At 65.4% G+C, this 22650-nt stretch carries 20 protein-coding genes and 1 pseudogene; 15 read left to right on the top strand and 6 right to left on the bottom strand.

Going from position 1 to position 22650, the window contains the following annotated elements; genetic code table 11:
• Positions 1-464 (bottom strand): annotated as a pseudogene (locus tag WN73_RS09270) (hypothetical protein); the annotation flags it as partial.
• A 37-nt stretch (positions 465-501) separates the two neighbouring features.
• Positions 502-1794: an adenylosuccinate synthase gene (locus WN73_RS09265; RefSeq protein ID WP_028173071.1), complete on the bottom strand. Its 1293-nt coding sequence runs from the start codon at positions 1792-1794 to the stop codon at positions 502-504.
• Between the two features lie 360 nt (positions 1795-2154).
• Here WN73_RS09265 and mgtA point away from each other — a divergent pair, with 360 nt between their 5' ends.
• The 3 genes from mgtA to WN73_RS09250 all read left to right on the top strand — a co-directional run bounded on the left by mgtA (position 2155) and on the right by WN73_RS09250 (position 7471).
• Positions 2155-4653, top strand: a complete 2499-nt coding sequence (gene mgtA / locus WN73_RS09260) for a magnesium-translocating P-type ATPase (RefSeq protein ID WP_161536508.1) — start codon at positions 2155-2157, stop codon at positions 4651-4653.
• A gap of 167 nt (positions 4654-4820) precedes the next feature.
• A complete protein-coding gene (locus tag WN73_RS09255) occupies positions 4821-6383 on the top strand; it encodes a phytoene desaturase family protein (protein WP_051000248.1) in 1563 nt (520 codons plus the stop codon).
• 155 nt (positions 6384-6538) lie between these two features.
• A complete protein-coding gene (locus WN73_RS09250) occupies positions 6539-7471 on the top strand; it encodes a DMT family transporter (RefSeq protein ID WP_271552462.1) in 933 nt (310 codons plus the stop codon).
• 35 nt (positions 7472-7506) lie between these two features.
• Here the strand turns inward: WN73_RS09250 and WN73_RS09245 are convergent, their stop codons facing one another.
• Complete coding sequence (locus WN73_RS09245; RefSeq protein ID WP_028173068.1) at positions 7507-7911, bottom strand: VOC family protein; 405 nt, start codon at positions 7909-7911, stop codon at positions 7507-7509.
• A 123-nt stretch (positions 7912-8034) separates the two neighbouring features.
• Positions 8035-8439: a hypothetical protein gene (locus WN73_RS09240; protein ID WP_011089794.1), complete on the bottom strand. Its 405-nt coding sequence runs from the start codon at positions 8437-8439 to the stop codon at positions 8035-8037.
• A 73-nt stretch (positions 8440-8512) separates the two neighbouring features.
• Between WN73_RS09240 and WN73_RS09235 the strand changes: the two genes are divergently transcribed.
• A complete protein-coding gene (locus WN73_RS09235; RefSeq protein WP_271552460.1) occupies positions 8513-9145 on the top strand; it encodes a TetR/AcrR family transcriptional regulator in 633 nt (210 codons plus the stop codon).
• A gap of 46 nt (positions 9146-9191) precedes the next feature.
• Here the strand turns inward: WN73_RS09235 and WN73_RS09230 are convergent, their stop codons facing one another.
• Positions 9192-9581: a DUF1330 domain-containing protein gene (locus WN73_RS09230; protein ID WP_171463860.1), complete on the bottom strand. Its 390-nt coding sequence runs from the start codon at positions 9579-9581 to the stop codon at positions 9192-9194.
• 105 nt (positions 9582-9686) lie between these two features.
• Here WN73_RS09230 and WN73_RS09225 point away from each other — a divergent pair, with 105 nt between their 5' ends.
• Entirely contained in the window at positions 9687-10622 is a 936-nt protein-coding gene (locus WN73_RS09225; RefSeq protein WP_271552458.1) for a DMT family transporter, read from the top strand.
• Positions 10623-10720: 98 nt separating this feature from the next.
• Positions 10721-11698: a Bug family tripartite tricarboxylate transporter substrate binding protein gene (locus WN73_RS09220; RefSeq protein ID WP_271552457.1), complete on the top strand. Its 978-nt coding sequence runs from the start codon at positions 10721-10723 to the stop codon at positions 11696-11698.
• 123 nt (positions 11699-11821) lie between these two features.
• On the opposite strand, the gene WN73_RS09215 is transcribed toward WN73_RS09220, so the two are convergent.
• Positions 11822-13507, bottom strand: coding sequence for a methyl-accepting chemotaxis protein (locus WN73_RS09215; RefSeq protein ID WP_060912880.1), 1686 nt, complete (start codon positions 13505-13507; stop codon positions 11822-11824).
• 251 nt (positions 13508-13758) lie between these two features.
• Here WN73_RS09215 and WN73_RS09210 point away from each other — a divergent pair, with 251 nt between their 5' ends.
• The 9 genes from WN73_RS09210 to WN73_RS09170 all read left to right on the top strand — a co-directional run bounded on the left by WN73_RS09210 (position 13759) and on the right by WN73_RS09170 (position 22638).
• Positions 13759-14802: a C-terminal binding protein gene (locus WN73_RS09210; RefSeq protein ID WP_161536512.1), complete on the top strand. Its 1044-nt coding sequence runs from the start codon at positions 13759-13761 to the stop codon at positions 14800-14802.
• Positions 14803-14886: 84 nt separating this feature from the next.
• On the top strand, positions 14887-16233 hold the full coding sequence (locus WN73_RS09205; RefSeq protein ID WP_011089801.1) for an ABC transporter substrate-binding protein: 1347 nt from the start codon (positions 14887-14889) through the stop codon (positions 16231-16233).
• A gap of 136 nt (positions 16234-16369) precedes the next feature.
• A complete protein-coding gene (locus tag WN73_RS09200; protein WP_011089802.1) occupies positions 16370-17326 on the top strand; it encodes a carbohydrate ABC transporter permease in 957 nt (318 codons plus the stop codon).
• Positions 17319-18215 carry a carbohydrate ABC transporter permease gene (locus WN73_RS09195; RefSeq protein WP_011089803.1) on the top strand — a complete coding sequence of 299 codons (897 nt, stop codon included), beginning with the start codon at positions 17319-17321 and terminating at the stop codon, positions 18213-18215. The genes WN73_RS09200 and WN73_RS09195 overlap by 8 nt, the downstream gene beginning before the upstream one ends.
• A 127-nt stretch (positions 18216-18342) precedes the next feature.
• The gene (locus WN73_RS09190) at positions 18343-19308 is read left to right on the top strand and encodes an MBL fold metallo-hydrolase (RefSeq protein WP_271552453.1); all 966 of its coding nucleotides are present in this window, start codon (positions 18343-18345) and stop codon (positions 19306-19308) included.
• Positions 19309-19356: 48 nt separating this feature from the next.
• Entirely contained in the window at positions 19357-20358 is a 1002-nt protein-coding gene (locus WN73_RS09185; protein WP_271552452.1) for an alpha/beta fold hydrolase, read from the top strand.
• A 20-nt stretch (positions 20359-20378) separates the two neighbouring features.
• The gene (locus WN73_RS09180; RefSeq protein ID WP_271552451.1) at positions 20379-20843 is read left to right on the top strand and encodes a DUF6130 family protein; all 465 of its coding nucleotides are present in this window, start codon (positions 20379-20381) and stop codon (positions 20841-20843) included.
• Positions 20844-20974: 131 nt separating this feature from the next.
• The gene (locus tag WN73_RS09175; protein ID WP_028173058.1) at positions 20975-21157 is read left to right on the top strand and encodes a hypothetical protein; all 183 of its coding nucleotides are present in this window, start codon (positions 20975-20977) and stop codon (positions 21155-21157) included.
• A gap of 125 nt (positions 21158-21282) precedes the next feature.
• Positions 21283-22638, top strand: coding sequence for an esterase-like activity of phytase family protein (locus WN73_RS09170; RefSeq protein ID WP_271552450.1), 1356 nt, complete (start codon positions 21283-21285; stop codon positions 22636-22638).
• The last annotated feature ends 12 nt before the right edge of the window (positions 22639-22650 follow it).

Genomic DNA, 22650 nt, shown 5'->3' with positions numbered 1-22650 from the left:
GGACCGGGCTGGCGCGGCGCATCGAAACGGGGCGCGCGCGGCGGACGCTGGGCCTCGCCCTGGTCATCGACGTTGAAGGACGGGCGGTCGGCGCGCGGCGGCGGCGGTGCCGGACGGGCGCGCGGCGGAGCAGCCGGTGGGGCTGCGGCCGGGTTGCCCTCGGTGGCACGGGTGCTGGCCCTGCGGAAGGCATCGCCGCTACCGCTGCTGCGGGTGCCGCCACCACCGGGGCGCGAGGCCTCGCGGGCACGCTGGGCGGCCTCCGATTCGACCTTGCGGACAGCCTCTTCCAGCGACAGCCGTTCGCGGGTGATCTCGGATTCGGAGAGCGGCGGCTGCACGCTGCGCAGCTGTGCGATCAGCGCCGTGCGCGCCCGCTCATAGAGCGCGCGACGGCTTTCGCCGGGAGCGTTGGGATCCAAGGCGGCAATAGCGCGGGCGATCAGCGGATAGTAATCAGCCATTTCTACTCAACTATACGCGCGTCCCGGTAAGAGATCGTTAAGCCTCAAACGGATTTTGCACCAGGATAGTATCTTCGCGTTCGGGGCTGGTGGAAAGCAGCGCGACCGGGCACCCCACCAATTCCTCGATCCGGCGGACATATTTGATGGCCTGGGCCGGCAGATCGGCCCAAGACCGCGCACTGGCGGTCGGCTCCTTCCAGCCCTCGATGGTCTCGTAGATCGGCTCGACCCGGGCCTGGGCGCCCTCGCCGGCCGGGAAGTGGTCGATCTCCTTGCCGTCAAGCTTGTAGCCGGTGCAGACCTCGATCGAGTCGAAGCCGTCGAGGATGTCGAGCTTGGTCAGCGCGAGGCCATTGATGCCGCAGGTGCGGACCGCCTGGCGGACCAGCACGGCGTCGAACCAGCCGCAGCGGCGGGGCCGCCCGGTATTGGTTCCGAACTCGCGGCCACGCTCGCCGATCTTGCGGCCGATCTCGTTGTCCTGCTCGGTCGGGAACGGGCCCTGGCCGACGCGGGTCGTATAGGCCTTGCACAGGCCGAGCACATAGCCGACCGCGCCGGGGCCGAGGCCCGAGCCGGTCGCAGCCTGCGCCGCCACCGTGTTGGACGAGGTGACGTAAGGGTAGGTGCCGTGGTCGACGTCGAGCAGCGCGCCTTGCGCACCCTCGAACAGCATGCGCTTGCCTTCGCGGCGCTTGATGTCGAGCAGCCGCCACACCGTCTCGGCATAAGGCAGCAGCTGCGGCGCCAGCGCGGTCAATTCCTTCAGGATATCCTTGCCGTCGAACTCCGGCAGATTGAGGCCGCGACGCAGGGCGTTGTGGTGAGCCAGCAGCCGGTCGATCTTGTGCGGCAGCGTGTCGAGGTCGGCGAGGTCCATCAGGCGGATGGCGCGGCGGCCGACCTTGTCTTCATAGGCCGGTCCAATGCCGCGGCGCGTGGTGCCGATCGCGGTCGCCGCATTGGCGGATTCGCGGTGCGCGTCGAGCTCGCGGTGCAGCGGCAGGATCAGGGTGACGTTCTCGGCCACGCGCAGATTTTCCGGAGAGACGGCGACCCCCTGCGAGCGCAGCTTGGTGACCTCGTCGAGGAACGCGGTGGGGTCGAACACCACGCCGTTGCCGATCACCGACAGCTTGTGTTCGCGCAGCACGCCCGAGGGCAGCAGCGCGAGCTTGTAGGTCTTGCCGTTGATCACCAGCGTGTGGCCGGCGTTATGGCCGCCCTGGAAACGGACGACGATGTCCGCCTGCTCCGACAACCAGTCGACGATCTTGCCCTTCCCTTCGTCGCCCCACTGGGCGCCGACGACGACAACATTGGCCATTCGCGGGTAATCCCTATTCAATCTGTCTCTAGGAGGCATGATCCTCGCGGAAAACCGGTGCCCACTTTTCCGGGATCATGCCTGCGCCAAGCCCTCTCCGCGGCCCAAGGCCGCTCGCACGCAAGGCAGCCAACCGGATAAAGGAAGCGGCCTCTCTAGGCAAGCAAGAACGGGGCTTTTTCGAGGTCGGAAAGGCACCCCAAGCCTTTGATATAACCTTAAAATCCTGAAAGATTCGCGGCCCCGCGACATCGGAATTGACACGCATCAACCGTTCCGGCCCGCGATTGCGCCAAGGGATGGCTGTCACCTCCACCGCTTACCCCTCCCGGGCCTAGAAGCCTCCATGCCGGATATGCCGTGACCAAGCCACCGAACAGCCAGGCGAGCCAGTTCTGGCGCCTCCCGACGGATGCGCTCTGCACCCAGCTCGGCTGCTCCTTGCAGGGCCTGACCGCGACCGAGGCCGCCAAGCGCCTCGGCCGGTTCGGGCCGAACAGCGATGCACCGCCGCGCATCGAGGGCGCGATGCGCGCGATCCTGCGCCGGCTGCTGGAGCCGCTGTCGCTGATCCTGCTGGTCGCCGGCATCGTCTCGATGCTGACCGGTGACGACATCGGCGGGCTCATCATCGTGCTGATTCTCGCCGGCTCGATCGGGCTCGACACCATCCAGGAGGGCCACGCAGTCCGCGCCGCCGAGATCCTCCGCCGTTCGGTGGCGCTCAAGGCCGAGGTCAGGCGCGACGGCGCCTTCCGCGAGATCGACGTCGACCACGTCGTTCCGGGCGACCTCCTGCGCGTCCGCGCCGGCGACATCATCCCGGCGGATGCGCTGATCCTGGAGAGCACCGCCTTCACGGCCGGGGAGGCCGCGCTCACCGGCGAGCCCTATCCAGTGCAGAAGCGCCCAGGCGCTGCCACCGATCCCGACGACACGTCGAACGCACTGTTCCGCGGCGCCGTGGCGCAAACGGGCGAGGCGATCGCGCTCGTCGTCAGGACCGGCCGCGACACCGTGTTCGGCGCGGCCGCATCCGCGCTCGCCGAGGCGCAGGCTCCCTCCCCGTTCGAGCGCGATTTGCGCGAGTTCGGCCTCGTGATCGCGCGGGCCACGCTCGCGCTGGTGCTGGTCGTGCTCACCGTCCGCGTCGTGTTCGGCCGGCCTGTGCTCGATTCGCTGCTGTTCGCGGTCGCGCTCGCGGTCGGGCTGACGCCGGAGCTGCTGCCGATGATCACCACGGTGACGCTGTCGCGCGGCGCGCTGCGCATGGCCGGCCGCAAGGTGATCGTGAAGCGGCTGGCCGCGATCCACGATCTCGGCGCCATGACCGTCCTGTGTACCGACAAGACGGGCACGCTGACCTCGGCCGAGATCACGCTCGCCGGAAGTCTCGACGGCGAGGGCAAGGACAACGCCCGTGCTGCGCAGCTCGGCGCCATCGCAGCATCGCTCGGCGGCGATCGCGGCTCGCTCGATGCCGCGCTCGTCGCCGGCCGGCCCGACGCCGCGCAGGGCTGGACGCTGGCTGGGCGGCAGGCCTTCGACTTCTCGCGCCGGCTGGGATCGGTGCTCGCGACCGGCCCCGAAGGCACGCTACTCATCGTCAAGGGCGCGCCGGAAGCCGTGCTCGCATTGTGCACGATGGACGAGAGCGCGCGCATTGCTGCGCTGGCGCGCGTGCGTGAGCTCGCGAGCGAGGGCCTGCGCACCGTGGCGATCGCCTCGCGGGCGTGGAGCGGCGTGCTGCGCGAGGTCGAGACGGAGGACGAGACCGATCTCGCCTTCGAGGGCTTTTGCGCCTTCGCCGATCCGCCGAAGCCGACGGCCGCGGCCGCAATCGCGCAGCTCGCGGCGCGCGGCGTGGGCCTGAAGATCCTCTCGGGCGACGACCCCGTGGTGGTGAAGCGGCTCGCGAGCCTGGTCGGACTGAACCCCGAGCGCGTACTGTCGGGGACCGACGTTGCGGCGCTCAGCGACGCGGCGCTCGCCGTGCAGGTGCGCTCCACGGACGCGTTCGGCCGCCTCGCGCCGGACCAGAAGTCGCGCATCGTGAGGGCGCTTCAGGCGGGCGGCGAAGTGGTCGGCTTCCTCGGCGACGGCATCAACGACGCACCGGCCCTGAAGGTCGCCGACGTCGGATTGTCGGTCGACGGCGCGACCGGTGTGGCGCAGGCCGCCGCCGACATGATCCTGCTGGCTTCGGATCTCGAGGTCGTCGCCGACGGCGTCGCGGAAGGACGGCGCACCTTCGCCAACATCCTCAAATATGTCCGCATGGGCGCAAGCTCGAATTTCGGCAACATGCTGTCGATGGCGATCGCCTCGATGGTGCTGCCGTTCCTGCCGATGCTGCCGACGCAGATCCTGCTCAACAACCTGCTGTACGATCTCTCGGAGCTCGGCATTCCCTTCGACCGGGTCTCGGCGCAGGCAACGGCGCAGCCGCAGGTGTGGAGCATGTCGAACCTGGCGCGCTTCGCCGCGATCATGGGACCGCTGTCGTCGGTGTTCGACTTCCTGACCTTCGGCGCCCTCATCATGCTGTTTCACGCATCGCCCGGCGAGTTCCGCACCGCCTGGTTCATCGAATCTATGGCGACGCAGATCCTGGTGATCTTCGTCATCCGCACCAACGGCCGACCGTGGCGCAATTGGCCCGATCCAGTGCTGTCGGCCTCGTCGCTGATCGCCTTGCTGGTCGCGATGGTCGTGCCGTTCACCCCGGTCGGCACCTGGTTCGGCTTTGTCGCGCCGCCGCCGTTGATGATGGCCGGCATCGCGCTGCTCGTCGTCGTCTATCTCGCCTGCGCCGAGCTGCTGAAGCCCTTCGCGATCCGCAGCAAACGCAAGCGATAGAGATTTGTGACCGCGATATTTCAGATCATTTCGGACCCGCACAAATTTCCACCGACAGCGATTGACGCAGGTCAATCGCGCCCCCTGCTGCGCGCTCCTAGTATGGAACCGGGAGCCATGGAGGCGGACCAGGCGTCTGCCTCAATGTTGCAGCGAGGTCACCCGAGATGTCACGCAGCTTTGACGCCATCACCATCGGATCGGGGCTCGGCGGCCTGACCGCGGCGGCCCTGCTCGCCCGCGCAGGCCACGAGGTTCTGGTACTCGAGCGCAACCAGAATTTCGGGGGAGCGGCCACGGTCTATCGTCACGGCCAGCTCGCGATCGAGGCCTCGCTGCACGAGATCGACGGCCTGGACGCCTCCGATCCCAAGCTTCCGATCCTGCGCGCGCTCGGCATCGATCGCGATCTGCCCTTCGTGGATGTCGGCGCGCTGCACGAGGTGCGGAGCCCTCTGTTCGAGCGCCCCTTCGTGATGCCGCACGGCCTCGAAGCCGCCTCGGCCGCGGCGAAGGCGCAGTTTCCGGCGCACGCCAAGGGCATCGCCCAATATTTCGAGCGCATCGACGCCGTCCGGCAGGCGGTGGCGCTGATGAGCGAGCATCAGGACGACCGCGACTGGTGGCTCTGGAACGCGCCGACATTGCCGTGGCGCCTGTGGCCGCTGATCCGCGACCGGCACGCGACCTTGAGCGAAGTGCTCACCCGCCTGTTCGGTGACAGCGAGGCGATCAAGCTCGCGCTTGCCTCCAACCTCAGCTACTACACCGACGATCCCGACACGATGCCTTTCATCCAGTTTGCGATTCCGCAGGCCTCCTATCTCGTCGGCGGCGGACACTATGTCCGCGGCGGGTCGCAGGCGCTCAGCGATCGCCTGATCGCGATCATTCGCGACGCGGGCGGTGCGGTAGAGGCGGGACGCGAGGTCGAGACCATTCTGGTCGACGGCGCCCGCGCCCGCGGCGTGCGTCATCGCGCGACGAGGGCCGATGATGTGCGCGAGGAGCTGGCGCCGATTCTGCTCGGCAACGCGGCGCCCTCCGTGCTGGCCTCGATGCTGCCGCAGGACAAGCGCGCCGCGTTCCTGTCGCGCTACGAAGACCGGCAACCATCGATCTCACTTTGGAGCATAGCGATCGGTCTCAGCCGGCCGTCCGACGATTTCGGCGTCAGGCACTATTCGACCAGCGTGCTGCCGGGGTGGTTGACGAAACTCTCCGGTTTCCGCGAGGCCGGCGCACTGCTGGGCGAGGATCCACCGGCACGTCTCCCCCCCTACGGCTTCGTCGCCTACGATCAGATCGATACGGGCCTGAACGAGAGACCGCCTTATCTCGGCGCGCTCGTCGGCGTCGACCGGCTCGCGAACTGGACCGGTCTGTCCGCCGAAGCAAAGCGCTCCCGCAAGGAGCGTTGGATGGATCTCGTCATTGCCGATCTCGACCGGAATTATCCCGGAATCGCCGGCGCGATCACGCAGCGCGAGATGTCGACGTCCGAAACCTTCGCGCATTACCTCAACACGCCCGGCGGCGCGATCTACGGCTTCGCACCGCAAACGCGCGGATTCAAGCCAATGCCGGCGACCGCCATCAACGGCCTTTATCTCGCCTCGGCGTTCACGGGCGGCGGCGGCTTTACCGGCGCGATTCTCGGCGGAGGTTGGGCCGCACGGGCAGCGATGCACCCGAATGCGGGGCCAAGCGGCGCACAGGCGGCTTCCTGAAGTTTCGCCGTTCCGCGCGGCGCATGATGGCGATGCATCTGCGCCATTGATATCAGGCATATTTCCGTGTCTTTGGACGGTGCCGGGCCATGAGCCGGCCCGGACATCGCCGGGCCGGGGGCTTCGGCGCATGACGCGGGGCCATAACAATCACAATGTCCGCCACGGGCCAGACCACGAGCGCCGAAACATCCGGTCACAACTGGGTCGCGAACCAGCCTTACCTGCTGCTCAGCATCACCGCGTTGTGCTGGGCCAGCAACGCCATCGTCGGGCGGCTTGCCGCCGGCCACATCCCGCCGGTGACGCTGTCGTTCCTGCGCTGGTCCTTCGCGTTCCTCCTGGTGCTGCCGTTCGCCTGGAAACATCTCGCACAGGACTGGCCGGCGATCCGCGGCAAGCTCGGCCTGATGGTGACGCTCTCGATCACCGGCATCGGCGCCTTCAACACCCTGCAATACTGGGCGCTGGAGCACACCCAGGCGCTCAACACGCTGCTGCTCCAGTCGGCCGCGCCGCTGCTCGTGGCGCTGTGGTCGCTGGCGATCCTCGGCATCAGGCTCACCGCGGCGCAGGCCTTCGGCGTACTGCTGTCGATGTGCGGCGTGCTGACCATCCTGCTGCATGGCGATTTCACCACGCTGTCGAACATCGAGTTCAACAAGGGCGACCTCATCTTCCTCCTCGCGCTGCTGATCTTCGCGCTCTATTCGGTGCTGAGCCTGAAGCGGCCGGCGATGCACGGCCTGTCGTTCCTCGCCTTCACCTTCGGCGCCGGCGCCGCCTGCCTCATTCCGCTGGAGATCTGGGAATTGTCCGCGCGGCCCGTGATGAAGTTCGACGCGCCGAACCTGCTGACCCTGTTCTATGTCGCGGTCTTCCCCTCCACCCTCGCCTATCTCTGCTTCAATCGCGGGGTGCGCCTGATCGGCGCCAACCGCGCCGCGCCGTTCTTCCACGTCGTGCCGGTGTTCGGTTCGATCATGGCGATGGTTTTCCTGGGCGAACGCCCGCAGGCGTTCCACTTCATCGGTTTCGCGCTGGTGCTGTCGGGCGTGTTCGCGGCGTCAAGGAAGCAGGCGAGCTAGCCCGCCCTGTCAGCTCGCCGCGCAGCGTTCTGCGGTCAGGTGCTCGCTGATGGGTTCATCCATACGATTTCCCAAACATAGCCGTCCGGATCTTCAATGTGGCGGTTATACATGAAGCCGAGATCCTGTGCCGGGTTGGGATCGGCGCGACCACCCGCCGCCACCGCGCGAGTCAGCGTTGCATCGACGGCGTCGCGGTCATCGACCGTGAGGGCGATCAAGACCTGACTGTCGCGGCGCGGGTCACCAATCGGGCGTTTGGTGAATTGGCGATAGTGGTCGTGGGTCAGCAGCATCACGCCAATCGCGTCCGTGATCATGAGCGAGGTCGAACTCTCGCCCGAGAACTGAGGGTTCACCGTACCGCCGAGCGCCACATAGAACGCCGTCGATGCGGCGAGATCGCGCACGGGCAGGTTCAGCAGAATCATCCTGGACATTGCTTTTCCTTCTTCAGCGGCGGGATGCCGCGCTATTGCAAAGTTCTGCTTGCGAGAGTGCCTGCCGGCCTCGGGGCCGTTGTGGCGCCTCGCCGTCGGCTGTTACCTTGGATGAACGAGCCCCTAGATGTAGCGCGCCGCGCCCATGCAGAGGGCGGTGATGGCGAGCAGAGCGGCGGCCACGCGCTGGGCGGTCGCGATGCGCGAACGCACATTGGTCGCCTCGCTCGTGCCACGACGCAAGCTCAGCAGCGCACGAGGACCGGTTGCGGCCTGAACGCCGGCTGCGATCAGCGCGCAAACCGCACCAAGCGCGAGCACTTGCTCGGCCGCGCCAAAACTGCCGGAATGAACGAGATGCCCGAGATAGCCGCCGGTGAGGATCGCAATCATCGCCGCGCCGAGTTGCGGACCGACGAGCTGCTCGCCCCCGGCTGCTCCGGTTCGCGCCAGCGCAAAGCTTGATCCGGCCCAGAACACGGACGACAACACATGAAGCGACAGTGCGATTACGAGGGCAGTCTGCATGGCAAGCTCCAAACCGGCTTCTAAATTGGATATACAGTATGTATAATCAATACGTCAAGACAATGGCAGGGCGATGCCGAAGCGCAGCTATGTGAGCTCGGTCCGCGCCTCCGCGGCCGCGGAGACGCGCGAACGCATCATCGCGGCCGGCGCGCGCCTGCTGCGCAAGGATGCGAGCATGGCGAACTTCTCGCTCGACGTGGTGGCGAAGGCGGCCGGCGTCACGCGGCTGACCGTCTACAACCAGTTCGGATCCCGGCGCGGACTGCTGGAGGCCGTGTTCGACGACATCGCACGGCAGGGCGGGCTGTTCGAACTGGCCGACGTGATGGCGCTGCCGGATCCACGCGCCGCGCTCGATCGCGTCGTCGCGATCTTCTGCACCTTCTGGGCGCACGACCCCGCGATCGGCGGCCTCAACCAGGCGATCGCAACCGATCCCGAATTCGGCAATGCGCTGGTCGCGCGCAACGAACGGCGGCGTGAGCTTGTGACGGGGCTGGTGACTCGCATCACCGAGAGCCGTGCCGCAAAGCGGGCCATGCAGGATGCCGTCGACCTGATCTTCGTACTGACGAGCTATCCGACCTTCGCAGCGCTGAGCCCGCAGCGGTCGACGGAGGAGGTCTGCCGCCTGTTGCAGACGGCGTGCCACGCCGCTGTGGATGCGTCGATGCCGGATGCGCGCGCGGAGCGGAAGAAATAGGCCGGCGGCTCTGCCTTCGCGAAAGGCTCACATGCAAGAGCGCGCGCTACTTCATCTTGAACTTGCTGTACGCCTCGCTCGTCGCGATGATGACGTGCTCGGCGCAGCCGTTGACGCGGTGGGGGTCGGCTTCACGCTCGTAGGCCTCCGACGTCATCATGTCGAGAAAGGCTGCGACGGTGGGGTAGTGGACCAGCGCGACGAAATCCCAGTCATTGCCCGGTTGCGGGCCGAGCGCGACCGCCTTGGCCTCGCCGGTCCAGAGCAGTGTGCCGCCGCGTGCCTTGATCATGGGAACGGTGATCGCGCTGTAGCGCAAATAGGCGTCCCAGCCCGAACCGTCACCGTCGCGCGAGCGCGCGTGGAAGCGCATCAGGTTCAGCATCACCACCGGCGCATGCCGGTCGAGCCCTTCCAGGCCCTTGATGTTCAACATATTGACCGCCAACGGCACCTCCTCAGGTCATGCGTGCATTGTAGCATTGCGGCGGCGTGACTTGTGTCGCGACGGCAATCCGGCGCAAGGTTGTATCTGACCCCAATGACGACCGCTTCGCCCGCGCCACCAGCCTCGAATCCGGCCAGTTGGCTCAACAACCAGCCCTATCTGCTGCTCAGCCTGAGCTCGTTGTTCTGGGCCGGCAACATCGTGCTCGCGCGCCATGTCGGCGCGCATGTGCCGCCGCTGACGGTGACCACGATCCGCTGGTTCGGCGTGTTCCTCATCCTGCTGCCGTTCGCCTGGCCGCATCTGAAGCGCGACTGGCGGGCTCTGCGCAAGAGCCTGCCCCTGATGCTGTTCCTGTCGCTGGTGGGTTTTGCCTTCAACAACGCGATCTCGTACTGGGCGCTGCAATACACCGAAGCGCTGAACGCGCTGCTGATTCAGTCGGCCGGACCGCTGTTCGTCGCGCTGTGGTCGCTGGCGCTGTTCGGCGTGCGGCTGACGGCTGCGCAGCTCGCCGGCATCGCGATCTCGCTTCTCGGCGTGCTGACCATCATCCTGCGCGGCGATCTCTCCGCCCTTGCCAGCATCAGCTTCAACAGGGGCGACATCATGTTCGCGTCCTCGCTGGTGGCATTCGGACTCTACTCCGCCTTCATCCCGCGCCGGCCGAAGGTCCATCAGCTCTCCTTCCTGTCCTTCACCACCTGCTGTGGCGCGATCATGCTGCTGCCCACCGCCGTCTGGGAGGCCTGGAGCGGCAGCGTGATGCAATTCGACGGGGTGACGCTGGCGACGCTCGGCTACATCCTGATCTTCCCGTCGACGCTCGCCTATCTCTTCTTCAACCGCGGCGTGGCGCTGATCGGGCCGAATCGGGCCGCGCCGTTCTTCCATCTCGTACCGGTGTTCGGCTCGGCGATGGCGATCCTGCTGCTCGGCGAAAAGCTCCAGCCGTTTCATTTGATCGGCTACGCGCTGGTGCTCGCCGGCGTCGTGATCGCCTCGCGCCAGGGTGCGGCGGTGAAATAATTCCGCGACGCGGAGACAAGGCGACAAACTCGAGCCTTCCGATTCCAACAAAGAGAAGCTAGGTTCCCCGCCAACGAAAAAAGAGGGAACGACCAGACATGCTTTCAGCGTTGATTCGAAACCTGCGCACCATCGGCACGGCCGCGCTCTGCCTCGCCGCCTCGACCGCCGCACAGGCCGACAATTACCCCAGCCGCAACATCACGCTGGTGCTGCCCTTCGCGGCCGGCAGCGGCACCGACACCACGACGCGGCTGATCTCGCAGCATCTGTCGCAGGCGCTCGGCGTCGGCATCGTGATCGAGAACAAGGCGGGCGCCAACGGCATGATCGCCGCGACCTTTGTCGCGCGCGCCGCCCCCGACGGCTACACGCTGCTGGTGACGACCAACACGACGCATTCGGCCAATCCCTACCTGCTCAAGAGCCTCACTTACGATCCGGTCAGGGACTTCACCCCGATCGCGCGCACCGGCGATTTGCCCTTCATGCTGGTCATTCACCCCGAGGTGCCGGCCAAGACCGTCGGCGAGCTGGTCGCCTACGGCAAGGCCAATCCGGGCAAGCTGAGCTACGCTTCGGGCTCGTCGTCGGCGATCGTGTCGGGGGCGACCTTCGCGCACAATGCCGGGCTCGACCTGCTGCACGTGCCCTACAAGAGCTCGCCGCCGGCGCTCAACGACGTCATGGGCGGCCGCGTCTCGATGATGTTCGTAGACATCCTGACCGGCCTGCCGCACGTCAACGGCAACGCGCTGCGCGCGCTCGCCGTCACCACCAAGGACCGCTCTCCGCTGGTGCCGAACCTGCCCTCGATGCAGGAGGCCGGCGTGCCGGACTTCGACATCTCCTCGTGGCAGGGCTATTTCGGTCCGGCCGGCATGCCGAAGGAGATCGTGACGCGGCTCAACGCCGAGATCAGGAAGATCGTCGAGAAGCCGGAGATCAAGGCGCAGCTCGCCACCCTCGGCATGGATGCCTTCTCGGGCACGCCGGAACAGCTCGGCACCTTCGTGAACGAGCAGCTGGTGCTGTGGGAAAAGCTGATCACCAACGCGAAGATCGAGAAGCAGTAAGACGGTCTCGTAGGGTGGGCAAAGTGTAACGTGCCCACCGAGACGTCACAGCGAACTCAAAAAGAAAGGTGGGCACGACGCTTACGCGTCTTTGCCCACCCTACGTATTCCGTGCGCTTGAGCTTACGCCGCGCGCACCTTGGCGAGGAAGCCGTCCACCGCGCTGCGCAGCGCGCCGGACTGGCTGTCCAGCTCGCGGGCGTTGGTGAGCACGTCGGTGGCGGCGGTGCCGGTCGCTTCCGCGGCCGAGGTGACGCTGCCGATATTCGCGTTGATCTCGCTCGAGCCGGCCGCGACCGACTGGATGTTGCGGGCGATCTCGCGCGTCGCCTCGCCCTGCTGCTCGATCGAGGCGGAAATGCCCGCCGTGATCTCGCTCATCTCGGCAATCGTCTGGGTGATGCCGCCGATCGCCGCGACCGCATCGCTGGTCGAGGTCTGCATCGCCGCGACCTGGGCGGAGATTTCCTCGGTGGCCTTCGCGGTCTGGTTGGCGAGCGCCTTGACCTCGGAGGCGACGACGGCGAAGCCGCGGCCGGACTCGCCGGCGCGGGCCGCCTCGATGGTGGCGTTGAGCGCGAGCAGGTTGGTCTGCGCCGCGATCGAATGAATGAGCTTGACCACCTCGCCGATCTTCTCCGCGCCGGTGGAGAGCTCCTGCACCGTGGCGTTGGTGCGCTCGGCGTCGTTGACCGCCCGGCTCGCCACTTCGGTCGAACGCGTCACCTGGCGGGAGATTTCCGCAACCGAGCTCGACAGCTCTTCTGCGGCGGCGGCAACCGTGCCGACATTGCCCGAGGCCTTCTGCGAGGCCGCGCCGACGGTCGCCGCGCGCGACGAGGCATCGCTCGCGGTCGCCGTCATCGACTGCGCCGTGCTCTGCATGCCGGCCGCGGCCGAGGAGACCGAGCGAACGATGCCGTTGACGCTGCGTTCGAAGTCGTTGGCGATCTCTTCCATCGCGCTGCGACGATCCGCCGCGGCGCGTTCCTTGGCGTCCGCCTCGGTCTTCTCGAGGTCACGAATACGGACCGCATTGTCCTTGAAGATCTGAACGGTCGAGGCCATTGCGCCGACCTCGTCGCCGCGGCCGACGCCGGGAATGTCACCCTCGAGCTTGCCGTCGGCGAGATCCTTCATGCGGGCGCCGAGCAGCGCCAGCGGACGGCTGATGCTGCGTCCGATCATCCAGGCGACGCTGCCGGCGACGATGACGATGCCGAGCATGGCGAGGCCGAGCAGCCAGTAGACCGGCCCCATCTTGGCGTCGATATCCTCGAGATAGGCGCCGGTGCCGAGATACATGTCGAAGCCGGGAACGGCGACCGCGTAGCCGAGCTTGCGGATCGGCTTCTCCTGGCCGGGCTTCATGTATTCATAATACAGCAGGATCGAACCATTGGCCTTGACGCCATCCATCAGCTCGACCGACAGCTTGCGGCCGTTGGTCACCACATCCATGCGGTTGGCGCCGATCTGCTTCGGATCGGGGGCAAGCTGCGTGATGCCGTCATAGGACGTGCCGAACAGGTAGCCCGCACCGTTGTCGTAGGTCATCGCATTGCCGTAGCGGCGAAGCTCGGCCATGGCCGCGTCCTTCGTCATCTCGCCGGCATCGACGCGCTTCTTCAGCGCAGCGGCGTAGTTGCGCCCCAACTCGACGATCGCCTTGGCCTGGTCGATGCGCGCATTCACCATCTCCTGCTTCATCAGGTAGCCGGCGAGAACTCCGGAGATGCAAAGGCCGAACAGGGTAACACCGACAAGGATGCCAAGCTTGGGGGCGATCTTCAGATTGCTCAACTTCACGATGGGCTCCTCGGGTGACGCGGGCTCGCGCAGACCTTTTTATTTGAATCAACTTTTAGTGTGTGACCCCTTAGCAAGTTACTTACGTGCCTCCGTAGAAGCCCTGACGATGCCGCGAAAACCGGCAAATAATGGTCAAGCCGGCAACCGGCGATTGTACGCACGCACCCCGATTTCGCGTAAAAGACGCAAAGGCCCGCCGAGAAGGCCGGGCCGCAACAAGAACCGACAAACCAAATCGGGAGCAGGAAATGCCGAAATACAGGGTGGTGACGCCGAAGGGCGCGAGCTTCACGGTCGCGGGCAGCGATTATTCCTACGAGCGCGAGGCGCTCGATCCGATCGACGCCGAGATCGTCGAAGCTCCGGCCAACGAGGCCGAGTTCATTGCCGCCGCGAAAAACGCCGACGCCATCTATGCCAAGGGCATCCCAATCACCAAGTCGATCATCGACGCACTGGAGAGCTGCAAGGTCATCACGCTCGGCTCGGTCGGCGTGGACAGCGTCGACGTGAAGGCCGCCACCGCGCGCGGCATTCCCGTCACCAACATCCCCGACACCTTCATCGAGGAGGTCGCCGACCACGCCATGATGCTGCTGCTCGCCGGCTTCCGCCGCCTGGTCGAGCAGGACAGGATGGTGCGCAGCGGCCGCTGGGCCGAGGGCCGGCCGGCGCTGCTGAAGATCCCGCGGCTGATGGGCCAGACGCTCGGCTTCATCTCGTTCGGACGCGTCGCGCGTGCAGTTGCGAAGCGCGCCGCGCCCTTCGGCCTGCGCATGATGGCCTACGACCCCTTCATCCAGGAGACGCTGATGTACGACCACGGCGTCATCCCCGCGACGCTGAACGAAGTGCTCTCGCAATCCGACTTCGTCTCGATGCACGCGCCCGCGCGGCCCGAAGTGCACCACATGCTGACCGAGAAGCACTTCCGGCAGATGAAGAAGGGCTCGATCTTCATCAATACCGGTCGCGGCGCCACGGTGGACGAGGAGAGCCTGATCAAGGCGCTGCAAGAGGGCTGGATCGCGCACGCCGCCCTCGACGTGCTGGAGAAGGAGCCGCCCTCGCACAACAATCCCATCCTCAGCATGGAGAACGTGACCCTGACCGCCCATGTCGCCTCGGCCTCGGCACGGTTCGACGAGGCACGCAAGCGCCGCGTGGGCTACGAATTGTCACTGGTGCTTCAGGGCATGTGGCCGGTAAGCTGCGTCAATCCGTCGGTACTGCAAAGCACCGCGCTCCGCCGTTGGCAGCCCGTCAGCATGGATCGCGGACCGAACAGCTAGGCGGCCGGCCGCACGACGCGCCGGAAACCGGAAGACCCTTCACCGGCGATCAACGCCGGGAAGGGAGACAACAGGGAGGAACTGATGAGGAACGACCTGACACGTCGTGACGCCTTGGCGCTGGGCCTGTCCGCTGCGACGTTCGCGGCAACCGGTGCTGCGGCGCAAACACCGCCATCACAGATCAAGGCCGCCGATGTGCCGGCCCCCAAGCTCGCGATCGAGAAGGGCGCGAGCCTGCGCATGCTGCGGCCGGTGCGGTTCGTCCAGGCCGACGAGGACGTGTTTCGCGCCAATGCGGCCAAGTTCACCAAGGAGACCGGGGTCGAGGTCAAGGTCGACTTCGTCGGCTGGGAGGACATCAACCAGCAGACCGCGGTGACGGCCAATTCCGGTGCCGGCCCCGACATCATCATCGGCTTCTCCGATGCTCCGCACATCTACATCGACAAGCTGATCGAGCTGACCGACGTCGCCGACTATGTCGGCAAGCGTTACGGCGGCTGGCTGCCGCTGGCGCAGCGCTACGGCAAGAGGAACAAGAGCGACGCCTGGATCGGACTGCCGTTCGGCGCCACCGCGGGTCCGCTGATCTACCGCAAGTCGATCCTGCAATCGGTCGGCTTCGACAAGGTGCCGGAGGACCACGCCGGCATCGTCGACCTCTGCCAGAAGCTGCAGAAGGCCGGCAAGCCGGCCGGCTTCGCGCTCGGCAACGCCAAGGGCGACGGCAACGGTTTTGCGAACTGGGCACTGTGGTCACACAACGCCGCCCTGCTCGACGAAGAGGGTAACGTCACCATCAACAGCAAGGAGACGATTGCCGCGCTGAACTGGGTCAAGCAGCTCTACCCGACCTTCATCGCCGGCACGACCTCGTGGAACGACGTCAGCAACAACCGCGCCTACTCCTCGCAGGAGATCGCGCTGACCGCCAACGGCGTCTCGCTGTACTTCTCGCTGAAGAACGATCCGGCGACCAAGGCGATCGCCGACGACAGCGAGCATCAGTTGCTGCCGAAGGGCGTCGCCAAGATCTCGCCGATGGCGGGCCTGACGTTGAACGCCATGGTGTTCAAGCACAGCCAGTATCCCAACGCCGCAAAGGCCTTCCTGCAATACATGCTGGAAAAGGACCAGTACGAGCCGTGGCTCAATGCCAACTCCGGCTACTGGGCCCAGCCGCTGGCCGCCTATGCCGATGCCGCCGTGTGGTCGCAGGACCCCAAGGTGAAGCTGTTCAAGGACACCATGAACAGCACCTATTATGACGGCTACAGGGGCCCGATCTCGACGGCGACCGGCGCCGTCAGCGCCGACTACGTGCTGATTCAGATGTGCGCGTCGGTCGCGACCGGCGCTGCCACGCCGGAAGCCGCAGCCGCGGAAGCCGAACAGCGCTGCAAGCGGTACTTCCGGCGGCAGAAGTAACGGCCGGCGGCGCGGCCGTCATTGCGAGCGAAGCGAAGCAATCCGGAGCGTGTCCGCGGAGGCAGTCTGGATTGCTTCGTCGCTTCGCTCCTCGCAATGACGGCGGGGTGACCTTCAACGACAGGACAACGACACGATGTCCGTGACCACACTTCCCCCTCTCGCCCTGGCCCAGCGGCAGCCGTCCTGGCTGGTGCGCCTGTTCGACTACAAGCCGTTCCTGATCGTGATGTGCCTTGCGCCCGCGATCGGGCTGCTGGCGGTGTTCCTGACCTATCCGCTCGGCCTCGGCATCTGGCTCGCCTTCACCGACACCACGATCGGCCGCAAGGGCGACTATGTCGGCCTGGAAAACTTCCAGTATCTGCTCACCGACCCCCTGTGGTGGAACGCGGTATTCTACAGCGTGGTCTACACGGGCATAGCGACGTTCGGGAAGTTCGCGCTCGGCTTCTGGCTGGCGCTCCTGCTCAACAACCATTTTCCGTTCAAGAGCCTGCTGCGGGCGATCATTCTCCTGCCCTGGATCGTGCCGACGGTGCTCTCGGCGCTGGCGTTCTGGTGGATCTACGATCCGCAATTCTCGATCATCTCCTATCTCCTGGTCGACGTGCTGCACTGGCGGTCGAGCAACATCGACTTCCTCGGCTCGCCCTGGCCGGCGCGCTTCTCGCTGATCGTCGCCAATATCTGGCGCGGCATTCCCTTCGTCGCGATCTCGCTGCTGGCGGGCCTGCAGACCATCTCGCCCTCGCTCTACGAGGCTGCGATGCTCGACGGCGCCAGCGCCTGGCAGCGCTTCCGCTACATCACCTTCCCGATGATGATGCCGATCCTCGCCATCGTGATGACGTTCTCGATCATCTTCACCTTCACCGACTTCCAGCTCGTCTACGCCATCACCCGCGGCGGCCCCGGCAACTCCACCCATTTGCTGGCAACGCTGGCCTTCCAGCGCGGCATTGCCGGCGGCGAGCTCGGCGAAGGCGCCGCCATCGCGGTGTCGATGATCCCGTTCCTGGTGTTCGCGACGCTGTTCTCCTATTTCGGCCTGGCGCGCCGCAAATGGCAGCAGGGAGAGAGCAATGACTGACACGGTCGCGCAAGCCACACCCGACACCAAGGCGGCGCCCGACACCATGGCCTGGGATTCCGGGCTGCGGCGGCTGATGATGATCTACCTGCCGCTCGGCTGCTTCGTGCTGATCCTGCTGTTTCCGTTCTACTGGATGGCGATCACCTCGTTCAAGCCGAACGCCGAGCTGATGAACTACAAGGCGCACAATCCGTTCTGGATCTCCTCGCCGACGCTGGCGCACATCAAGCATCTCCTGTTCGACACCGCCTATCCGCGCTGGCTTTGGACGACGATGCTGGTCGCGATCGGCTCGACCACGCTGTCGCTGATCGCGAGCACGCTTGCCGCCTATGCGATCGAACGCCTGCGCTTCCGCGGCAGCCCTTATGTCGGCCTCGGCATCTATCTCGCTTACCTCGTGCCGCCGTCGATCCTGTTCATTCCGCTCGCCACCGTCGTGGTGCAGTTCGGCCTGTTCGACTCACCGATGGCGCTGATCCTGGTCTACCCGACCTTCCTGGTGCCGTTCTGCACCTGGCTCCTGATCGGCTATTTCAAGTCGATCCCCTACGAGCTCGAGGAATGCGCGCTGGTCGACGGCGCGACGCGGCTCCAGATCCTGCGCCGGATCACGCTGCCGCTGGCCGTGCCCGGCCTGATCTCGGCCGGCATCTTCTCCTTCACGCTGTCCTGGAACGAGTTCATCTATGCGCTCGCCTTCATCCAGAGCGGCGCCAACAAGACCGTGCCGGTCGCGATCCTGACCGAGCTCGTCACCGGCGACGTCTACCAGTGGGGCGCGCTGATGGCGGGCTCGCTGCTCGGCTCGCTGCCGGTTGCGATCTTCTACTCGCTGTTCGTGGATTACTACGTGTCTTCGCTGACCGGCGCGGTAAAGGAGTAATCGGCGGTTGCACGCGACGATCGTGCAATCGCGATAGACTGCTCACTTCTTCCGTCCCATCATGTCACGGTGATGGCGGGTCGATCGCTGGCGCCGTCAATTTATCGCTCGAGAAAGCGAGAATTGCATGGGATCGCCAAATTCGTTATCGCGGCGCGGCTTTTGCCTGTGTTGCGTCGGTGGCGCCACGTTCGCCGCCTCCGCCGGATGGCTCACACCGCGCGAGGCCTACGCCGAGGCGCGCGGCCTCGTCAGCCTGATCAAGGACAGTGCGGCAATTTCTCCGATCACGGCCTACAGGCTGCGCAACAATATCAGCGTGCTCGAAGGCTCCGGCGGCAACATCGCCGTCCTGACCGGGTCCGACGGCAAGCTCCTGGTCGATGCCGGCATCCGCGTGTCGCGCGCCCAGCTCACCAATGCGCTGGCCGGTCTCGGCACCGATCCCGTCACCCATCTCGTCAACACCCACTGGCATTTCGACCATGCCGACGGCAATGAGTGGCTGCATTCGGCCGGCGCGAAGATCATCGCACACGAGAACACCCGGAAGCACCTCCTCGGCGTTCAGCGCGTCGAAGACTGGGACTACAATTTCCTTCCGCTCGGACCCGGCGGGATTCCCAGCGAAGTGTTTGCCGGCAGCCACAAGCTCGGTCTCAACGGCGCCTCGATCAGCCTGAAATATTTCGGGCCCGCACACACCGACAGCGACGTCTCCGTCACCTTCGTGGAAGCCAACATCGTCCACGTCGGCGACACATTCTGGAACGGCATCTATCCGTTCATCGACTATTCGACCGGCGGCAGCATCGACGGGATGATCGCGGCATGCGACGCCAATCTCGCGGCGACCGACAAGGATACGATCATCATTCCCGGTCATGGCAAGCCGGTCAGCAACAAGGCCGAGCTTCAGGCGTTCCGCGACATGCTGGTCGCGATCCGCGACAACGTCGCCCGGCTGAAGGCGCAGGGACGCACCCGGGACGAAACCGTCGCGGCGAAGCCAACCGCGGCCTTCGACGCGCAATGGGGGCAGTTCGTGATCGACCCCGGCTTCTTCACCAGGCTGGTCTACCAAGGCGTTTGAGGAGCGGACGACTGACGTCCGACCACCGAGTTTAACGGGGAGACCGACATGAGCATCGCAGAATTCACACCGGCGCCAGCCCGGCTCGATCGGCGGCGCCTGATTCTCGGATTGTCCGGGTTGGCTGTTGCCGCGGCTCCGCAGAATGCATCGGCCAAGTCGCAAGGCGGCGCGCAAGGCGCCGGCTATCCGGTCGTCCATCATCGAACCGCCACCGTCGACGGGATCAAGATCTTCTACCGCGAAGCGGGGCCCAAGGACGCACCTGCGGTGCTGTTGCTGCACGGCTTCCCGACCTCCTCGCACATGTTCCGCAACCTGATCCCGGCTCTGGCCGATCGCTACCACGTGATCGCTCCCGACTACCCCGGCTACGGCCAGAGCGACATGCCACCACGCGCGTCGTTCAAGTACACGTTCGACCGTTTCGGTGAGCTCGTCGACGGCCTGCTCGACCAGCTCGGCGTCACCCGCTATGCGATGTATGTCATGGATTACGGCGCTCCCGTGGGCTGGCGGCTGGCGCTCAAGCATCCCGAGCGCGTCAGCGGCCTGATCGTGCAGAACGGCAACGCCTATGACGAAGGGCTGAAGAAGTTCTGGGATCCGATCAAGCAATACTGGGCCGACGGATCCGATGCGAGCCGGCAGGCGTTGATGAAGCTCGTCACGCTGGAGACCACGAAATTCCAGTACACCGACGGCATGTCCGACGTCAGCCGGATTTCACCGGACAACTGGGTGCACGATCAGGCGCTGCTCGACCGTCCCGGCAACAGCGAAATCCAGATGGACCTGTTCTACGACTACCGGACCAACCTGCCGCTGTATCCCGCGGTGCAGGCCTACTTCCGCAAGCACAAGCCGCCGACACTGATCGTCTGGGGCAAGAACGATTTCATCTTTCCCGCCGACGGCGCCCATCCCTACAAACGCGACCTGCCCCAGGTGGAATTTCACCTCATCAACACCGGCCATTTCGCGCTCGAGGACAAGTTCGACGAAATGGTCCCGCTGATCCGCGACTTCCTCGCCCGCAAGATCGCCTGATCCTTTCGGAAGGAACGGCCATGTACGCCCCCCTCGACTGCATGGCCGTTCTGGCGGCCTCCACATTGTTTGCAGCGACCGCCGTCGCCCAGACCGCCAGAGACGTGCGTGGCCCCTCCCCGCTGGTTGCGATCGAAAACGAGGCGCCCGCCCGGCTGATCGTCGATTCGCCGCTCGCCGAGCAGTTGGCGCGAGGCCTCGTCTTCATCCAGTATGCGACGGAAAACCTGCGCGTGGTGCCGGTGTTCGGTAAGGGCGCGCTCGACGTATCGCCACGCATCGGCCACGTCCACGTTACGGTCGACGACGCGCCGTGGCATTTTGTCGATGCCAGTGGCGAGACCGTGATCGTGGTCGGACTGAAGCCGGGCCCGCACAAGGTGCTGTTCGAGCTGGCCGATCCGACGCACCGCGTGATCGACAGCAAGACGGTCAGCTTCGAGATTCCGCCACAGCCAAAGCCGGCGCCCTCGCCGGCGCGGTAAAGGAATAGGACGAATTCAAGCCTGTGAGGCGCACGAAACGCGCCCGGATCGCGTTCTCGGGCGCCTTTACAGACGACGATCTGCTGCATAGGCTCCAGAACGTTATTTTTTGATTTTTTGGAGCATTTGACATGAAGACATTGGTGTTGACCGTCATCGCTGTTCTGTTTCTCGTCCCCGTTGCGTCGAGCGCGCAGGCCCAAACCGGAACGTCGACTGCAACCAAGAAGAGCAGCAAGCAACCACAGACCAAAAATCTGCCGCGGTGCAGCCGCGCAAATCAGATGGCCGGCAAACCGTGTTACGGCGGGTAGCGCCGAGCAAGGAGTGACAAAACCCCGGCAACGCGCCGGGGCTTTGGCTGCGGCCTTTGGCCCGCTTTCACAAAACTGAAACAAGGGATCCGCATAAGGCATGCGTCCGCCAACAGGAGACGCACATGCGCGCGAGTTTTCTTGCCACCGTCGCAACGATCATTCTCACCGCGAGCACGGCGCTCGCCCAGAGCGAAGGTGAATTCCCGGCGAAGCTCGCCGGCCACGTGGTGATGCCGGCCGAATCGTTCATCGACGCGCCGGCGGATGCGCCCGCCGATCTCAAGACCTCCGGAAAGTACACCACCGGCAAGCGCGTCGACGCGCTCGGCACCGTGATGGGCAAATCCTATGAGCGGGCGACCGGCGTATCGCTGCCGTTCAAGGGCCAGCCGCTCCAGGGCCATTCCGGCATCAAGACCATGCCCGACGGCAGCTACTGGGTCATCACCGACAACGGCATGGGCGCACGCGCCAACTCGCCGGATTCGATGCTGTATCTCAACCGCTACAAGATGGATTGGGCGAGCGGCAAGATCGAGCGGCTAGAGACGATCTTCCTGCACGATCCCGACAGGCGCGTGCCGTTCCGCATCGTCCATGAGGACACGCAGAAGCGTTACCTCACCGGCTCCGACTTCGACACCGAAGGTTTCCAGATCATCGGCGATACTTTCTGGATCGGCGACGAGTTCGGCCCCTACATCCTCAAGGCCGACAAGACCGGCAAGATCCTCGGTGTGTTCGAGACGGTTGCCGACGGCAAGCCGGTGCGCTCGCCCGATCACTGGGCGGTGGCGACGCCGGGCGCGCCGGGCGCGACCTACACCAACGTCAACCTGCGCCGCTCCAAGGGGTTTGAGGGCTTTGCCTCGTCCAAGGACGGCAAATTCCTCTACGGCCTGCTCGAGGGCCCGCTGTGGGATGCCGACAAGAAGGACTGGGAGAAGGTCGACGGCAAGGAAGCCTCCCGCATCCTCGAATTCGACGTCGCCGCGGAAAAGTTCACCGGCCGCTACTGGCAATATGTGTTCGAGCAGAACGGCAACGCCATCGGCGACTTCAACATGATCGATCAGGCCTCCGGCCTCATCATCGAGCGCGACAATGGCGAAGGCACGGCCGACAAGGCCTGCCCGCAGGGCACTCGCGGCGACAACTGCTTCCCTGATGTCGCCAAGTTCAAGCGCATCTACAAGATCGAGCTGACCGACACCAATGTCGGCAAGCCCGTGCGCAAGATCGGCTATATCAACCTCATGAAGATCAAGGATCCCGACAAGAAGGCGAGAAAGCCGCTCAACGACGGCGTCTACACCTTCCCGTTCTTCACCATCGAGAACGTCGATCGCGTCGACGACACCCACATCATCGTCGGCAACGACAACAACCTGCCGTTCTCGTCCAGCCGCGATCCCAACAAGGCCGACGACGACGAGTTCATGCTGCTCGAGGTCGCGGATTTTCTGAAGGCGAAGTAAGGCAACGGTCTC

Source organism: Bradyrhizobium sp. CCBAU 45394 (assembly GCF_028128655.1).
In the GTDB taxonomy this organism is placed as follows: Bacteria; Pseudomonadota; Alphaproteobacteria; order Rhizobiales; family Xanthobacteraceae; genus Bradyrhizobium; species Bradyrhizobium diazoefficiens.
The sequence above is the reverse complement of the archived record's forward strand: the minus strand, read 5'-3'. Positions and strand labels throughout refer to the sequence as shown.

Excerpts from the sequence above, each read along its gene's own strand:
- WN73_RS09200 (WP_011089802.1), top strand. The coding sequence starts at position 16,370 with ATGTCCGTGACCACACTTCCCCCTCTCGCCCTGGCCCAGCGGCAGCCG.
- WN73_RS09240 (WP_011089794.1), bottom strand. The coding sequence starts at position 8,439 with ATGCAGACTGCCCTCGTAATCGCACTGTCGCTTCATGTGTTGTCGTCC.
- WN73_RS09210 (WP_161536512.1), top strand. The coding sequence starts at position 13,759 with ATGCCGAAATACAGGGTGGTGACGCCGAAGGGCGCGAGCTTCACGGTC.
- WN73_RS09180 (WP_271552451.1), top strand. The coding sequence starts at position 20,379 with ATGTACGCCCCCCTCGACTGCATGGCCGTTCTGGCGGCCTCCACATTG.
- WN73_RS09220 (WP_271552457.1), top strand. The coding sequence starts at position 10,721 with ATGCTTTCAGCGTTGATTCGAAACCTGCGCACCATCGGCACGGCCGCG.
- WN73_RS09225 (WP_271552458.1), top strand. The coding sequence starts at position 9,687 with ATGACGACCGCTTCGCCCGCGCCACCAGCCTCGAATCCGGCCAGTTGG.
- WN73_RS09195 (WP_011089803.1), top strand. The coding sequence starts at position 17,319 with ATGACTGACACGGTCGCGCAAGCCACACCCGACACCAAGGCGGCGCCC.
- WN73_RS09245 (WP_028173068.1), bottom strand. The coding sequence starts at position 7,911 with ATGTCCAGGATGATTCTGCTGAACCTGCCCGTGCGCGATCTCGCCGCA.
- WN73_RS09250 (WP_271552462.1), top strand. The coding sequence starts at position 6,539 with ATGTCCGCCACGGGCCAGACCACGAGCGCCGAAACATCCGGTCACAAC.
- WN73_RS09235 (WP_271552460.1), top strand. The coding sequence starts at position 8,513 with ATGCCGAAGCGCAGCTATGTGAGCTCGGTCCGCGCCTCCGCGGCCGCG.
- WN73_RS09265 (WP_028173071.1), bottom strand. The coding sequence starts at position 1,794 with ATGGCCAATGTTGTCGTCGTCGGCGCCCAGTGGGGCGACGAAGGGAAG.
- WN73_RS09175 (WP_028173058.1), top strand. The coding sequence starts at position 20,975 with ATGAAGACATTGGTGTTGACCGTCATCGCTGTTCTGTTTCTCGTCCCC.
- WN73_RS09205 (WP_011089801.1), top strand. The coding sequence starts at position 14,887 with ATGAGGAACGACCTGACACGTCGTGACGCCTTGGCGCTGGGCCTGTCC.
- WN73_RS09190 (WP_271552453.1), top strand. The coding sequence starts at position 18,343 with ATGGGATCGCCAAATTCGTTATCGCGGCGCGGCTTTTGCCTGTGTTGC.
- WN73_RS09185 (WP_271552452.1), top strand. The coding sequence starts at position 19,357 with ATGAGCATCGCAGAATTCACACCGGCGCCAGCCCGGCTCGATCGGCGG.
- WN73_RS09170 (WP_271552450.1), top strand. The coding sequence starts at position 21,283 with ATGCGCGCGAGTTTTCTTGCCACCGTCGCAACGATCATTCTCACCGCG.
- WN73_RS09255 (WP_051000248.1), top strand. The coding sequence starts at position 4,821 with ATGTCACGCAGCTTTGACGCCATCACCATCGGATCGGGGCTCGGCGGC.
- WN73_RS09230 (WP_171463860.1), bottom strand. The coding sequence starts at position 9,581 with ATGTTGAACATCAAGGGCCTGGAAGGGCTCGACCGGCATGCGCCGGTG.